We start from the raw sequence: 15,569 nt of genomic DNA, 5'->3' as shown, positions 1-15,569 counted from the left end.
GCCAGCCAACCAATTGCCCCTCACCCAAAAGCGGCCCCATGACGAAAATCTCATTTCTAGCTCTGCTGTCATTGGCAATGGTCGCCTTCACCGGTTGCCAACCATCCAGCACCACCGACTCGGCGGCATCGACCGAATCCAGCGACAGTCACGACGACCATGATCATGGCAGTCACGAAGGCCATGACCACGATCATGATGGGCACGATCATGATGGGCACGACCACGATGCACATGGCCATGATGCACATGGCCACGATGGTCACGACCATGGCGATCATGACCATGAAACGATCGACGCGAGCGCCGCCGGCCTCAGCACGGACGCATTGGTTCACCTGGAAAAAGCCGACGCACCAAAATCGCTCGACGAAGCCATCAAGAAACTGACCAGCATGCAATCGACGATCGCCGGTGGCTTCGCCGATGACGATGTCGACTCGATTCACAACGAATTGCACGAGATCGGCACGCTGCTGGAACAAACCGAATCGCTCGCAAAAAAAAGCGATTTGGACGACGAAAAAAAGAAACAGGCTCTCGCCGCGATCGACACGTTGTTCGATGCGTTTGGATCCGTGGATGCCAAACTGCACGGTGACGAAGGAGCCGAATACAGCGAAGTCGGCGGCGACATCGATGACGCGATCAAAGTCCTCGGAGGCGTCCAATGACCTCCCGCCTCCACCTGCTCGCTCTGTGTGCCGGATGTCTGTTGCTCGCGGTTGGCTGTGAACCCGCGGGCGATGAAGCCGCGTCGTCCGATGTGGATCGAACTCTGATCCTTGCTGACGCACCCGCTGATGCTATTTCATTGACCGAAGCCAAAGAAAAGTTCGAGGACGAAGAATCGCCAGCCCCCAGCGAAATCACGCTGGTCGGCAAAGTTGACGCCGGCGAATTTGATGCCTTCGACCCGGAATTGGCCAAGTTCATGCTCAGCGAATTGCCCGACGAAGACCACACCGGCGGCGATCCGGATCACGCCGACAATTGCCCGTTCTGCAAACGCAGGCTGGCGAACGCTCCCAAAGCGATCGTGGAATTGGTTGACGAGTCCGGAGCGGTTCGTACGATCCGCGCCGACAAACTGGCCGGGCTCTCCACGGGAGACGTCGTCACGGTTTCGGGCACGGTCACGTACGACAAAGATGTGAATGCGATCACGATTCAGACACAGAAAATCCACGTTCGCTAGCGGTTTTCGCGGCTGGCCCGTCGCGAAACACAGCCTAATTGCCCGTAAAAATAGCTGTTTTCAATTTTTCTGTGAAAACTGAACAGCAGAAACCCACCACAGGCTGCGCGAATCTGTTATAGTCCCCCTCGTGGTGGTATAGCTCGTGCACTCGGCGCGGGAAACACCACGGTTTACACGAAGGAATTAGAAGAATGGCAGAAGGTACAATCAAACGGCTCACCGACAAAGGCTTCGGTTTCATCGACACTGGAGGGCCGAAAGACTTGTTCTTCCACTGCACGAATGTCGAAGGCGCGAGTTACGACGAACTGCAAGAAGGTCAAAAAGTTACTTACACTGAAGGTCGTGGTCCCAAAGGACCTTGTGCCGAAAACGTGACTCCTGCCTGAACGGCTTGATCTCGTAGATAAAATTGACACCGCCATTGAGACACTTGATGGCGGTTTTTTTATGCGCCGACCGAACCAGAACACCGCCCGATTGAGCGTTCCGGCGGCTAAACGCTCCGGCGGCAACCACCGCTCGGATCAACGAAGTCGGCGACGGTTACTGAGACAAATCCAACGTTCCGCCACCCGAAGATGCATCCCGACTCGCCTGGCCATAACCTTTCGCGGCTCGACGCGCCCCATCTTGCTGCTGCAATTGAGACGCCACGTCATCGCGATTGTTGCTCAGCATTTCCTCGCTGGCTTTCTCACGCACCAACAACTCACGGTGCATCTCATCACACGCCGCATTTCGCTGACGGTGCTCTTCCGAGACGCGATAGGAATCCCCCAGTTGAGTCCGCTCATTCTTGAGCTGCTCGGACGCCTGCACCAATTGCTCGACCGCTCGCTGCTTCTGGCTCAGCACCCGCATCAGCTCATTCATATGGCCGTCCGTGATGGCGGCCTCTTGCTGAACGGTCAACTCGAGCAGCAACTGCAGCAATTCAAATCGACGATCGATGGTCGCTTCCATGTCCTCGTTCCAATCCCTTGATGAATCGATGCTGGCGTCGCTAAACGGGCCGAAGTCTGCCAGCGAAGAAAGCGTGTGAGTTGCCTGCAGTATCGACCCGGCGATGGCGGTTCGTCAACGCAACCTGCAGTCACCCGATTGCGAACATTTGCTCAGGGAGCCGTTTGGTTGGTCAGTTGAGCACCTTGGTTGAGCCGCTCAACCATCCAGGCCAAATAGCGTTCCCATCCCGCACGGTCATACCGGGTGACCATGTCAAACTCTTCGTCCCATTGCGTTCCAATTCTTCCGAGCACGACGTTGGCTTGGCGAATCAAAAGATCCGCTTCTCGCCCGCGACCGATCTTTCGCATCATCTGCGATTGGCCCAAGAACGCCTCCAGCGAAGCAGGTTCATTCATGTACCGGAGTGCCATGTCGCGGTATGCATCGGCCGCCTCCGCATATCGATTCATGTCTCGTAGCGTATCGGCTTGGCCAATCAATGAATTCCGAAGCAACGCCCGCTGCTTGTCACTCAGGTCACTGTCTCGCTGTTGGTTTTGCAAGAAATTGGACAGCATCGCGAATTGATCCAGCGCGGCCTGACGCCCCGCGTTGGCTTTCTGGCTGAGGCCACGCCTCGCCGTATCTTGCAACTCAGTCGACTCCAGCTCAACCTCTGGCAATTCAGCAGTCAGCAAATGCCCACGGGCAAGCGAGTAGGCGGCGGTTTGGGTTCGAGGCATCGGCCAGTATCGTTTGACCGCTTCATCCAAGCGACGCATCGCCAACTGCAGCGTCGGACGAGTCGCACGCAGAGCGTCAACGCGTTCACTCCATTCCAGCTCTCGCGATTTCAACGTCTGCGCCAAGCTTTCCGCAAAAAGCATCTCTCCCAACGTCAGCAGTGAATCTCGCCAAGCCGGACTTTGTGGTGTCAGCTGCCCGTCACTCAGGTTCGCCTCCAACCATTCCCGGGCTCTCTCGCGATCGCCCAGATCCGCGGCCGCCTGAGCAGCCAACAACCGAGCGTCGTACCGCATTGGGTCTCGGTCGTATTCGATGATGCAAGTTTGCAGCGAATCGATCGCGGACTTCGCGTCTCCGTCGGCCAACAGGGCTCGTCCGTGAGCAACCAATGCCCGAGGTATCCGGCCTCGCTCTTCGTACCGAAGGTAATCCTCCAGCAACACTGCACTGCGAGAAAAGTGGCGACCTTTTTGATAGGACTCAATCGCCAGCCAAAGCGTCGGCACATACTCTTCCGTGTCGAACTGTTCCTTCGCCGACGCGGCAAACGCATCCCCGGCACCACGAAATTGCTCGCGTGCCAGCACGGATGCATCCCTCGACAGCTCTCCACCCGGCCCCAATCCGGCGGCTAAAGTTGCTTCGCCCCAATCGCGATACGCGATGCCAGCTTGACTGTGCGAAGTAGCCAAACCGAGCACCGGAGACGCGACGGTGGCCGTTTCAACCGCGGGCGCAAAATCACCGGCTCCTCGAAGCATCGCGATGGCGTCGATGATCCGCTGCTTCACGTTCTCACGCACGATCTCAGGGAAGTCCAAAAACTGACTTTGACCAATTTCGCGAACGAGATAGCGAGATGTCTGAGCAACGTCCTCTCCCATCGCGCGACTGGCCAACAATTCAATTTCAGAGATACCACCTTCCAAGCCACGATCATCGAACGGACGCTGTTGGCGAGCTTGGGTCAGTCGTGCGAGAGCCAAATCTGGATCATTGAGCAGAAGGTAAGCCTGAGCCACCAGCAAACGAGCACTTCCCGCAACCTTGGGATCCGCCTCGCGTTGCAATTGGTCCAGCACTCGAATGACGTCTTTCAGTTCCACCTGCGTTTCTTTTGGCAAGACTCGGTCGGCAACGATCGGAACTCCGGCGATCATTTTTGCGGAAATCGAAGGCGGCAAAGCTTCGATGACTCGGCCGACTCGTGCCAGACCACGCTGCAAACTCAACTGGTCACTCAACTGCAACGCCCACGGCAACTGCAGCTTCAACTCCTCCGCAATGTCTTCTTCCACCCGAGCAATCACGGGAAGAACGTCGTCGTGACGCTTCAGTTGGTTGAGAAGCTCAACCCGTAAAATCTCGGCCTCGCTTCGACGACGACTGTCCAAACTGGCTTCTTCCAGGTGAGCAACGATGGTTCGAAGCGCTTCGTCTGGCTTGGCCGTGATGGACGCGGCGAGCGATCGAGCCAACAACGGCAACAACTCAGCTCGCAACGTCAAATCGATCTCGACCGCCTTCTTCAGATGTTCCGCCGCTTTCGCGTGCCGCCCCATGGCGTGCAACGTCGCGCCCAACATCCGATGCCCTTCAGAATCGCGTCCCTCAGGAAACCCCAGGTCGTGAGCACGCTGCAGGTGCGGCAGAGCCTTTTCCATTTGCTCGTGACGGTCCCGTGGCGAGACCGCTTGGTTCGCCCTCGCGTGCGCGCCCGCGCCGATCAGGAACTGCTGCATCGGAAACAGCTCCATTTCTTCTTCGTTCAGTTGATCCAACCCAGAATTTTCCGCCAAATCGCCTGCCACGACGATGTTCCCAGCCACATATTGAGCCGACGCGAGATTCAGGGCCTGCGCAGCATCGATCTCTCGACCGCCCGCCATGATGGAGAACATGTATGCAAAACCGACCATCGTGAACATCGTCACGAAAGCCAGTGATAGCACCGTGGTCTTGGAGCGTTTGCTCGGCGGAGCAGCGTTTTCGTTTTTCGGGTCGTCAGGATCAGCCACGCGGACACCTCAATTGGGAGCTTCTCGCGATACCAAATCCGGTGTTCTGACCGCAACCGCGTCCAAAAAACGCGGGCACCCCCGGAACCCCCCCGATGAAAATTCGGCAGCCAGAATTTTTGAAAGCAAATCAGAGAATTCTTGGAAAATTTCGGCCCAGCATTTGACGCCAAACGCATGACGCAAATTGGTGCCCCGAGAGCAATCCACCAGCGGCCAAGCGGGTGAGCAAACACTTCGTTTCGCGAATTCCACGACAGGACTGGCTTGGGCGCGAACTGACACCAACGGATCTCTATAGAACACTACCGGCCTCTAACAACGGTTCGACTCACCGTCAAAGGCGTATATTCGCTGGATTTTGAGTGGGTTGATTCCACACTTTTCAAAACTTCCCCTCCATGGAATCGTGATAGCGGTTTCCTCTTGCGTCATTCCGCAAACCCGAGTGCCGGAATCGCCCCCATTGCCACTGTGTCGCAAATCAATTCCCACCGGCCGCAATTGCTTGGGGTGCATCCACCTCTCATCCGTAAGATGACGCCGTTCGCTATTCTTCTTTTCAAGTACATGGAGTTCTCATGCGCAATGCGTCACGAACAAACCGCAACGGTTTCACCTTGGTGGAATTGTTGGTTGTCATCGCCATCATTGGTGTCCTCGTTGGGCTGTTGCTGCCCGCCGTCCAAGCCGCTCGGGAAGCAGCCCGACGAATGAGTTGCAGCAACAACTTCAAGCAAATCGGCTTGGCACTGCACAACTACCACTCGGCTTACAATCAGGCCCCTGAACATCAAGGCGGCACTCACGGTACCGGGACCAACTCCTGGTCGGCCGCAACAGGCAACAACCGATTGGACCTGTCTTGCCTGGTTGGCTTGACCCCGTTTTTCGAACAGCAGGGTTTGTGGGAACAGATCAGCAACCCGTACCAAGTCACAGAGGGCTCCGCAGGCATCGGAAATGTCTATGCACCGATGGGACCGTGGCCCGGTCGCCCACTGAATTCGGCGACCAATGGAGCCGGTGGCTTTTACGCACCTTGGATGACCAGCTTGCCAATGCTGCGTTGCCCCAGTGACCCCGGTGTCGGATTGCCCGGCCAAGGGCGGACGAACTACGGCCCCAGCCTCGGCGATTCGACCGACACAACTTGGGGCGGGTACCGCAACCGGACCTCCGGCGTCCCGACAACGAACTCTTCTTACCAGACTCGCGTTCGTGCTTCCCAGCGAGGCTTCTTTCGCAACCAACAAAAGTCGGCTTTCCGAGACATGCTGGACGGGCTTTCCAACACCATCGCTTTTGGTGAGATCGTGACCGACCTGGGTGACAGCGACACTCGAACCAAGGCTGTTGATGGTGCTGTCAACTTGCTCAACATCGGCGGGAACACATCTTGCGAAGGATACGTGGATCCGGAGCGGCCCCAATTTTGGCTCAGCTCCGCCCCCAAAGTCGGCAGTGACGAACAAACTCGTGGCATGAAGTGGGCCTATGGCAGTCCGGTCAGCCAACAAGTCTATACCATGCTGACGCCCAACTCACCGTTGTGCATCAACAACACCAACATTGTCTCGATTGCGACCAGTCCCATGGGAAGTCGCCACCAAGGTGGATGCCACGTGTTGATGGGCGATGGGGCTGTCAAATTCATCACCGATTCGATCGACGCAGGAAACGCGGATCGAGGACAAGTCGGCGCTCACGCCCAACACAACGACCCAGAATCTGTCCCTGGTTCGGTAAGCCCCTACGGTTTATGGGGTGCACTCGGCACCCGAAGCTCCAAAGAAATCCTTGATGGAGAATTTTAGTCCAATGCGAATTGCTACCACCCAAGTTCTTGCTCTGGCCTTGTTGGCGTTCGTCGCGACAACGGTCGGCTGCGGGAATTCAGAATCCGGTCCCTCCTCCAATCCGGACGAGATCCAAGACTACCTGGACAACAACCCGGAAGCCGCCAACGCGGACATGAATCCGCCCCCGGATCCAGAGATGTAGTGCAATCGCATCGTATGACGTCGGCTACACATAGCCGGCGTCATGCGTGCCGATTCGAAGCCACAACTCTCACTGCCTAAAACCAATTTCAGGCCGCGGTTCACCAACTGGCCAAATCAGGAACCGATCGGCTCGGGCAGTTCTCAATCTCAGCGTTCCTTGGTTCGCCGGAACGTTGGCCGGATCCGTGTTTTTGCACCACTGGTAAGCCCCCGGTGGCGGGACCACATCGACGTCCCCTCCGACCGTGGACTCGACCATGATCCAGCGACATTGGCTCTCTTCCATTTGTCCGCTGACGAGAAAACCACCCTCGCCGCGAAAATTCCTGATGGACACATCGGACCAACTGGATGGCACGGCCGGGAAGATCCTCAGCGTTCCTCGGTGACTCTGCAGCATCATTTCTTGCATCGCGGTCGCTCCATGCAATGGAGTCTCCATCACCGGCAAACCAATTTCTGAATAGAACGTGTTGGGACGCAAATACGGCCGCAGCTGTTCCAAGTATTCCAATGCGGAATCACCATCACCCAAAATCGATGCCATGCAAGAACTGGCGGTGTGTGAGTATCCGGCGATGCCACGACCGAACGAACGCCAATGCTTCAAACTTCGCTCAATGAGCGCTCGTCCCGCCTCCGATTCCGGAGTGATTGTCCGCAAGGGATAGATCGCCATCAAATGGGACCAATGGCGGTGTCCCCCCGTCAACCAAACATCGCGGCCAATTGCTCGGCCGGTGTCATTCGCCTGCACTCGCGCCAAGTTCTCAGCGAGGTCTCGCCAAACCGGCAACAGGGGTTCCTCGGTATCCGACAACTGCTTCTCTCCAGCGATTTCCACTAGCCGACCAGCTCCCCAACGCAGCAGATCCAAATCGTAGGTGCAGTCCTCCGCCAACCGGTACTCAGGGCTGTATGTCCTTGGCAGATGCCACATGCCATCGTCACCACGTTTCAAAAAGTGACGGTAGTAGTTGACCGCTCGCTTGAGCAGCGGATACAGGGTTCTGTCGCGAATCGATTCGTCAGACCAGTAACGATATTCGAGGTCGACGTTGTGCAGAGCCCACAACAAGTTGCCGCACTCAGCACCGATTTTCGGATCCATCCCCGACCGTCCACCTGGCTCTCCCACATGAGCCACTAAATCCCACCCGGAAGAAGAACGCCCCATCGCTGATGAATCATGACGGTATGGCTCGGCAACATTCTGAGTCAGGTGCTCTCGGTTGTCTTCCAACTTCTGACGCAGCGCCGACACGGTGCCGCGACGATTGGCGGTGTACCCTCCCGCGTGAGAAAGCTGGGCGTTGAGGTTCCACCATGTCGCGCTCCAAGCGGTTGGTTGCAACCACGGCCCCTGGTTGTCGATGATCCAACCTTGATCACGGGTGGCGCAGGCCAGCTTGTATTGCTGGATCCAATAGAAAGAATCCCAAAACGAATCGCCCGTGTGAAGAAAGCTCTTCGGGTAGTAGGCGTGCCACCATTCGCGGTGACTTTCGATCCAAGCCTGATAATCAGCGCCGATAGCCGACCTCACGGCATCGACCACTTGTGCGGATGCGTTTGCGTTTGGAAACGAGTGCTGAACACTCAACCACAACCGAATCCGGTTGCCTTCGCGTTGAGTGAACCAGGCGACGGCGGTCTGACCGCCCGCCACCAGGTCTTGCACCACCAACTGGATCCCATCGTCCGTCGATGAGCTTGTAGGATCGGGGTGCGCAGCCGTTCGTTCGGCCTTCGCCCGGACCGCCCTCGGACTTTTGGGTGACCTGGGAACATAGACGAACTCAGCATCGGCCAGCTCCCCTTCCGTCTGCAATTCGCAATGAATAATAGGCTGCGTCGCATGAGTGATCGCCATCCAATTCGCGTTTCCGTTCTTGGACAGAATTGTCCCGCTGGCTTCCGCGTTCCACAGACCAATGCGAGCAGCGCCACCGGTTACCTCGGCCGGCAAGCGAAGCTCCAGGTGCCCAATGAAATGTCGCCCGCGATTGAGAACCTCCACGTGCTTTTCAGAAAGGTCGTCCTCTTGCCAAGGCCGATGATCGTGCGCGGCAGAACAACCAACATCAAACTGAACCGTTCGCTCATTGACTTGATACACCAGCGTGCCTTGTTCGCCGTTTCCCGTGAACGGTGCTTCGTCCCAAGAGCGAGGCATGGTGTCACGCTGCCAATCACAGGCACCAAGAAAATCCGGCCAATCGACCGCTTCCTCCAAAGCAATATCAGGAATCGTATTTTGGGGTGCGTTGTCACTCGCTGGCTGAGCCATCGCTGCTTGGCAGGCCACCAACCAACAAACTGCGATTCGTCCCCATCGGACGATGAACGTGAACCCAGATTGGAGAAGACGATCGTTGAATTCTTTCATCGAAGGCGACTGCTTCTTGAGTGAGAAGAGAGAGACCAAGACTCTAAGCAATGACGAGCCGCGAGTCACGATCCAGTTCACCCAGCATTCTCGTCCCAACAGGCAGCCGTCGGAGTGCGAATGCCTGCGTCCTCGACGCAAATCATTCTTGCAACCGCGATCGCCCATTCGTCGTTTCAGGGAAGCACGGCCGGCGTTACTTGCAGCAACCGCCAGTTTCTCGCAGTTGCTTTGCGCGACGCGCATCGTCCTTCAGCTCGGGGACCTCGGTGAAACACCCCGTCAGACACCCGTACATCTTCTCTTGAAAGCAAGACTGAGCTGGCGCGAGTGAATAGTGCGACCACAGGCCTTCCTTGCGGACGTCGACCAAACTGGCTTTTCGAAGGTACGCCAAGTGCCGAGAGACTGTCGGCTGAGGCAATTGCAGGATCTCAACAAGATTTCCCACGCAGATTTCCTCTTCCACCAACAAGTGCAGAATCCGCAGCCGCGTGCTATCCGCGAACGCACGAAAGACCGTGTTGATCTCCTCACCGATCTCCGCCAAAGGGACGTTCGACATGTCGCCCATGGAGCGAGAATTTGTTGTCGTACTCATCGTCCCACGGCCTTTTGAACGTTGATCGGCAGTCACATGCCCCCAATCAGGATGCTGCAATTCATCGCGGCATTGTAGCTGGGGGGACGTGACTCGATCAACAGATCAAATCTTCTCGCTAAGCAGCGTGCAGGGCTGCCCGGTCGTCGACGATTCGGCCGTTTCGCAGTTTCAGCACACGTTTGGCTCGTTCAGCGGCTTCCGGATTGTGCGTCACCATCACGATCGTGCGACCTTCCCGATTGAACTCTTCGAAGTAGCCAATCACCTGCTCACTGGTCTCCGGATCCAAATTCCCGGTTGGCTCATCGGCCAAAATCACCGCTGGGTCGTTGGCCAGCATCCGAGCCAGGGCGACTCGTTGCTGTTGACCAACGCTCAGTTCATTGGGCTTGTGATCCAAGCGGTCACCCAAGCCAACCCGTTCGAGCAACTCCGCCGCGCGATCGCGTTGCTCCGCTTCGCCGGTGCCGGACAAGTACAGCGGAATCTGCACGTTCTCCTGGGCCGTTAGGTACGGAATCAGGTTGAACGTCTGGAACACGAATCCGATGTTTGCCTTTCGCATTCGCGCTCGGCCGTCCGCGTCCAAGTCGTACATCGATTGACCGTTGAGCAGCACCTGACCGGAAGTCGGCGACAACATCCCGCCCAGCATCACCAGCAGCGAACTCTTGCCACTGCCGCTGGGGCCGATCAGTGAAACAAAATCGCCTTCGGGAATCTCCAGCGTCGCGTCGTCGAGTGCGACCACTTTTTGACGGTGCATTTCATAGGTCTTTGTGACGTTTTGCATCGATAACATGATTCAAACCTCCTTGAACGAAGTGACGGGATCGAGTCGAGCAGCATTGCGAGCGGGGAAATAACTGGCCAACAGCGTCGTGCCAACCGAGATTCCAATCGCCCAAACGGCCAGCATCGGCATTGGCAACACGGGCACGTTTGCCAAGCGAGGCCCCAGCGTGACCGCCAGTGTGGTGCCGATCAGGAATCCGCCCACACCGCCGGCAAATCCCAGCAACAATGCCTTGAGCAAGAAAATTCGCAGGATCAGTTTTGACTCCGCTCCCAGCGACATCAACGTGCCGATTTCGCGGCGACGCTCGTACACATTGGCGAACATGAAGTTTGCAATACCGGCTCCACCGATCACCACAATGATCGCGACGAAGATCATCGACAGTTTTTCCATCATGCCGTTGACCTTCTGCTGCGTGGCGACAACCTGAGTCACTGTCACGACCTTTGCTTCCGGCAACAGGTCGTTCACGTTGTCGACCAATCCGGCGGAGATCTCTTTGCAACAACCAACGATCTCGATGCAACTGACCACCGCATCTTTGCCAGACATCTCCTGCACGGTGTGCAGGTGAGCAAAGACGCGTGAATCGTCGACTGTTCCTGTTTCTGGCAGCACGGCAACGACGGAGAACTTCTGGCCCATCAAGTCAAGCGATTGGCCTTCCTCGATTCCGAGCATCGAAGCGGTGTCGGCGCCAACGAGTGCTTCGTCAGTTGCCAGGTCGTCGATGACTCGGTTGCGAACCAGCGTCTTTTTGTCTGCCGGTTCGGGAGTGCCGACGTCGATCGCTCCACAACCGATCGGCCGCGAAAAGATGCCTGCGCCGCCCCAAGCCGCTTTGGCTTGGAACTCACTCTTGGGCAAGATCCCGGTCAACGTGAACGAGCGGCCTTCCAGTTCGACCGGCACGCAAAGCTTGGGCGAAAGGTTGTCGACGCCCGCTAGGTTGGACATCGTCAAACGCAACGCGTATTCCTCGGGAATCGTTTCGTTGTGAATGTCAGCGGAGTAGTAATCCTGCAGCGTCACGGACTTGGGCAGCACCAACACGTTGGCACCGAGGCTGTCCATTTCGCGGGCCACCGCCATCTCGGAATAGTAGGTGATGTTCTTGATCGCGATGACCGTCGTGATTCCCAAAAGGATCCCAACGAAGATCGTGATCATCTGACTCTTCCGCTCAAAGAGCTCGCGCCAGACCAGTTTTTTGAGGTTCATGTTTGTCTCCTTACGAACTTGTCAGTGTTGACCGCAGTGGACGAGGCAACGAGTCCTCAAACTCCACACGGCAGGTCAGGGACTCGTTGCCTCGTCCACTACCTAGAAAGTAAATGACTGCTTCGCTGCTACTTGGCGGCGGGAGCACAATTTCCGCCGGGGCAGCATTGCAGGCCGGGAGCACAGGTGCCGCCGGGGCTGCATTGGCCCCCGGGGCAACACGATGAGCTTGCCGCCGTCAGTCGTTCGACAATTTGGTCTTTGGTAACGTTTTCAGCGAAGGTTGCCACTGGTTGGCCCGGAGGCGTCAACACAACCATCACGCCGCTGCTGGCGGATGGATCGACATTCAAGGATTGCAAAAAGCTTTGCTCCGAAACGTCTGCCGGGTCCAGGTTCACGATTTGAGTCGAGGCAGCGAAGCGTTCGTCACGCGTCAAGTCATGAGCCCCCCGAAACGAACTCGCGTCCGCGTTCCGCTTCACGCAGAGCAACACCAACTTGCGATCTTGCATCGCCTTCAAACAAGTCGCGGTCCCCCGGCTGACGATCGCTTCCCGCAACTGTTGCTTGTTGAATTTCAGTGGCAAGCCGCCCGTCACGGCCCCGTTGGGAGCAAGCACCAACGCGAGCGGCATCGGCGCCCGGCTGATACCAAACTGTTTCACGATCGCCGCGTTGCTTGGGTCCGTGATCTGGACGCTCACCGAGTTCGCGACATCCGTCATCCCGCCGACTGCCTGCTGAAAAACACCCTGCATCGTTTGAGTCTGTTCGTCGTTCTGTTTCCAGAAATAGACGAACAAGTACTTCCCTTCACGAGCCGCCTTTTGCATCGCGGCGCCGGCGGGTCCGGAAGCTGCTGAGGTCGAGGTCAACTCTTGTGCCCGGATTGAGCTGGTCGGAGCGAGACAGATCGTCGCAAACGCTAGAGCGGCGATACCACGGGCTGGCAGATTCATTCGTTTCATTGGAAATCCTTCGCGTCAGAGAAACAGAGTCCCCGCGTTTCGAAGCGGGGGCAGATCAACGGGAATGCGGCTTTGCAATCCATATCCGCCAAAGCGGATACACTACCCATATTCGCCCACGCGGATACGGTTAGTCCAGCCCAATTTCGAAAAGAACCTCCTTGGTTCATCACCGAGTCCGCCGAAACACGCTGCCAAGCGAAGCTGACAATTGACATGAAAGACAATCGACTGTAGCTTTCATCGTATATCGCCGATAGGCGTATCAGACAACGAGTGAATTGCAGTTGAACTGGCCCACGACTTGGCCATTCAGCTTTGGCTCGTACCTTTTCCAATTCAACGCATCGTGAGCAGAATCAAAATGGACGAGACATCCACTTGCCCCGGACAGGAAACGCCGACAACGGCGGGCGGAATGGGCTTCTTCGAACGCTACCTGACCGTGTGGGTTGGGCTGTGCATTGCCGGTGGAATCGCCCTTGGAAAGATCGCTCCCGGGTTGGCTCAATCGCTTGATGCGATGGCGATCTACTCCGGCGACGCGCCCGTGGTTTCCATTCCAATCGCGATTTGCCTGTTCTTCATGATGTTCCCGATCATGGTCAAAATTGACTTTGGCGAAGTCGTTCGTGCGGGGAAAGCCATGGGCCCCGTAGCGCTCACGATTTTCATCAACTGGGCCATCAAACCCTTCACGATGTACGCCATCGCAAGCTTCTTTTTGGGAACGGTGTTCCTGAGCATGATCGGTCCCGATGCGATCGACTACGTCAAAGCTCCCCTCGGTGCGGACATCGAAGTCGGTGCGACTTATGGCGCCGGCAAAGCCGTGATGGTGGATGGGGTCAAGATGCTAGAGGTGCCGTTGTGGCGAAGCTACTTGGCGGGCTGCATCCTGCTTGGGATCGCTCCGTGCACCGCCATGGTCTTGGTGTGGGGCTTTCTCGCCAAAGGCAACGACGGGCACACGTTGGTCATGGTGGCAATCAATTCGCTGATGATGCTGGTGCTGTACGGATTGCTGGGAGGCGTCTTGTTAGGCGTAGGCCAACTTCCGGTTCCTTGGAAAGCGTTGCTGCTGTCGATCGCGATCTACGTCGCTCTTCCTTTGGCGACCGGATACTTCACACGCAGATGGCTCATTGCAACCAAGGGAGCAACCTGGTTCAAGGAGCGATTCCTTCACTATCTATCACCTGTGACAACAACAGCGTTGCTCGCAACATTGGTTCTCCTGTTCTCCTTCAAAGGCGAAACGATCGTTGCCAACCCGCTGACGATTCTTTGGATCGCGATTCCGCTGACAATCCAAACGGTACTGATCTTCGCGCTCGGTTACGGTTTGTCCAAAGCGTTTGGATTCAGCTACCAAAGTGCCGCCCCCACTGCGATGATCGGTGCATCCAATCACTTCGAAGTTGCGATTGCAACCGCCACGATGCTGTATGGCTTGTCATCGGGAGCCGCCTTGGCCACCGTCGTTGGCGTTTTGATCGAAGTCCCATTGATGCTGGCTTTGGTCAAGTTCTGCTTGAAAACCAGCGGCTGGTTCAGGGACGCGTCCGAGGAACCTGCCGACAACCAAGAACTCGCCCAGCAGTGACCCAATTCAGTATCATTCACTCTGGATTCTTCGTCCGCGACCTCGACCACAGTGACGTTCATGACAAATCAAAGCGGCCTTCTTCAGGACGACTTCGAAAGCAGAAACACATCCAGAAACCTCTTTCGCGGCTTCGTGATCGCGGCTGGCGTGTTCTTGCTGGTCGCCGTGATCACGGCCATCGCGTTTGTGTTTTTATATCAACCAATCGTTCCTGCAACCCAGTTGGTTTACGCCATCCAGCGATTGGATTCGCAATCGGAGATCGTCACGAGCTCTGAAATGGTCGAGCCATTGACCCGGCGGCTCCGTCATTTTTTCGGGCCGGGGATGCAGGTGAACGCTTTGGATGAAGCTCATGTCGAGGTCATCTTGCCGACGCAAGATCCAATGGACCTTGCCGTTGCGAAAGACCTCCTTGTTTCGGCTGGCGTTCTGCGATTCCTTCCGATTGCGGATCGAGATCAAAATATTTCATTGTCCAAACGGGTCGAACAAGCCGGCGACCCGCCATCGCTATCACGTGATGTACTGAATACAGACGGCACCATTGTGGGCAGGTGGGTGACCGTTGGCTTTGATGACACAGCCATGCTCAACGACCGAATCACATCTCTAAATGTAGATCTCAGATCGCCAATCGTTCGCGATTCTGAAACGGGCGAAGTCCTTTCGCTGCCCAATCAGGTCTTGGGGAATGACAACAAAATCAAGATCGCTCAATGGATGCAAGAACAAGCCATTCGATCGATCGACGTACTGACCCTGGTGGAAGAAACCCAAGCCGTCAACGGTGAGGACTTAGCTTTCGCCGCTGTCACTTTTGATGAACGTGGAGACCCAGCAGTCGCGTTCACTTTCAACGACGCGGGAAGCAAAAAGATGGAAGCCCTGACTATCACTCACTCACCCAAGGGCAACTCCCTGACGCAACTAGGCGTTGTCTTGGACGACCAACTCATAACCCCGCATTATTCACCAAGAACTTGTTGAATAGAGAAACCATCGCGTGAACCACTGCGTTTAACGGTTAACCACAACCAACTCAAACGCAAC

General features: G+C 56.4%; 14 protein-coding genes. 7 read left to right on the top strand and 7 right to left on the bottom strand.

Annotated elements, in window-relative coordinates; all coding sequences use genetic code 11:
* Window positions 1-38: 38 nt before the first annotated feature.
* The 3 genes from CEE69_RS31300 (at window position 39) to CEE69_RS31290 (ending at window position 1,590) form a co-directional block, all read left to right on the top strand.
* Complete coding sequence (locus tag CEE69_RS31300; RefSeq protein WP_099264428.1) at window positions 39-674, top strand: hypothetical protein; 636 nt, start codon at window positions 39-41, stop codon at window positions 672-674.
* Window positions 671-1,198 carry a hypothetical protein gene (locus CEE69_RS31295; protein WP_099264427.1) on the top strand — a complete coding sequence of 176 codons (528 nt, stop codon included), beginning with the start codon at window positions 671-673 and terminating at the stop codon, window positions 1,196-1,198. Before CEE69_RS31300 ends, CEE69_RS31295 begins: the two co-directional genes overlap by 4 nt.
* A gap of 194 nt (window positions 1,199-1,392) precedes the next feature.
* Window positions 1,393-1,590 carry a cold-shock protein gene (locus CEE69_RS31290; RefSeq protein WP_007326931.1) on the top strand — a complete coding sequence of 66 codons (198 nt, stop codon included), beginning with the start codon at window positions 1,393-1,395 and terminating at the stop codon, window positions 1,588-1,590.
* 157 nt (window positions 1,591-1,747) lie between these two features.
* On the opposite strand, the gene CEE69_RS31285 is transcribed toward CEE69_RS31290, so the two are convergent.
* Together CEE69_RS31285 and CEE69_RS31280 are read right to left on the bottom strand one after the other, a co-directional pair.
* Window positions 1,748-2,167, bottom strand: a complete 420-nt coding sequence (locus CEE69_RS31285; RefSeq protein WP_233215829.1) for a hypothetical protein — start codon at window positions 2,165-2,167, stop codon at window positions 1,748-1,750.
* 152 nt (window positions 2,168-2,319) lie between these two features.
* Window positions 2,320-4,917: a tetratricopeptide repeat protein gene (locus CEE69_RS31280; RefSeq protein ID WP_099264425.1), complete on the bottom strand. Its 2,598-nt coding sequence runs from the start codon at window positions 4,915-4,917 to the stop codon at window positions 2,320-2,322.
* A gap of 581 nt (window positions 4,918-5,498) precedes the next feature.
* Between CEE69_RS31280 and CEE69_RS31270 the strand changes: the two genes are divergently transcribed.
* Both CEE69_RS31270 and CEE69_RS31265 read left to right on the top strand, forming a co-directional pair.
* Window positions 5,499-6,734 carry a DUF1559 domain-containing protein gene (locus CEE69_RS31270; protein ID WP_099264423.1) on the top strand — a complete coding sequence of 412 codons (1,236 nt, stop codon included), beginning with the start codon at window positions 5,499-5,501 and terminating at the stop codon, window positions 6,732-6,734.
* 4 nt (window positions 6,735-6,738) lie between these two features.
* Window positions 6,739-6,921 (top strand): hypothetical protein, encoded by a 183-nt coding sequence (locus CEE69_RS31265; RefSeq protein WP_099264422.1) that lies wholly within the window; start codon window positions 6,739-6,741, stop codon window positions 6,919-6,921.
* 69 nt (window positions 6,922-6,990) lie between these two features.
* On the opposite strand, the gene CEE69_RS31260 is transcribed toward CEE69_RS31265, so the two are convergent.
* The 5 genes from CEE69_RS31260 to CEE69_RS31240 all read right to left on the bottom strand — a co-directional run bounded on the left by CEE69_RS31260 (window position 6,991) and on the right by CEE69_RS31240 (window position 12,907).
* Entirely contained in the window at window positions 6,991-9,312 is a 2,322-nt protein-coding gene (locus CEE69_RS31260; protein ID WP_233215828.1) for a glycosyl hydrolase family 95 catalytic domain-containing protein, read from the bottom strand.
* Between the two features lie 196 nt (window positions 9,313-9,508).
* A complete protein-coding gene (locus tag CEE69_RS31255) occupies window positions 9,509-9,877 on the bottom strand; it encodes an ArsR/SmtB family transcription factor (RefSeq protein WP_199170002.1) in 369 nt (122 codons plus the stop codon).
* Between the two features lie 154 nt (window positions 9,878-10,031).
* On the bottom strand, window positions 10,032-10,718 hold the full coding sequence (locus CEE69_RS31250; protein ID WP_099264421.1) for an ABC transporter ATP-binding protein: 687 nt from the start codon (window positions 10,716-10,718) through the stop codon (window positions 10,032-10,034).
* 3 nt (window positions 10,719-10,721) lie between these two features.
* A complete protein-coding gene (locus tag CEE69_RS31245; RefSeq protein WP_099264420.1) occupies window positions 10,722-11,936 on the bottom strand; it encodes an ABC transporter permease in 1,215 nt (404 codons plus the stop codon).
* A gap of 128 nt (window positions 11,937-12,064) precedes the next feature.
* Entirely contained in the window at window positions 12,065-12,907 is an 843-nt protein-coding gene (locus CEE69_RS31240) for a hypothetical protein (protein ID WP_143549396.1), read from the bottom strand.
* A gap of 364 nt (window positions 12,908-13,271) precedes the next feature.
* On the opposite strand from CEE69_RS31240, the gene arsB reads away from it, so the two are divergent.
* Window positions 13,272-14,513 (top strand): ACR3 family arsenite efflux transporter, encoded by a 1,242-nt coding sequence (gene arsB / locus CEE69_RS31235; protein ID WP_390180015.1) that lies wholly within the window; start codon window positions 13,272-13,274, stop codon window positions 14,511-14,513.
* Window positions 14,514-14,573: 60 nt separating this feature from the next.
* Window positions 14,574-15,506, top strand: coding sequence for a SecDF P1 head subdomain-containing protein (locus tag CEE69_RS31230; RefSeq protein ID WP_099264418.1), 933 nt, complete (start codon window positions 14,574-14,576; stop codon window positions 15,504-15,506).
* The last annotated feature ends 63 nt before the right edge of the window (window positions 15,507-15,569 follow it).

It is taken from the genome of Rhodopirellula bahusiensis, assembly GCF_002727185.1.
GTDB classification, from domain to species: Bacteria; Planctomycetota; Planctomycetia; order Pirellulales; family Pirellulaceae; genus Rhodopirellula; species Rhodopirellula bahusiensis.
The sequence above is the reverse complement of the archived record's forward strand: the minus strand, read 5'-3'. Positions and strand labels throughout refer to the sequence as shown.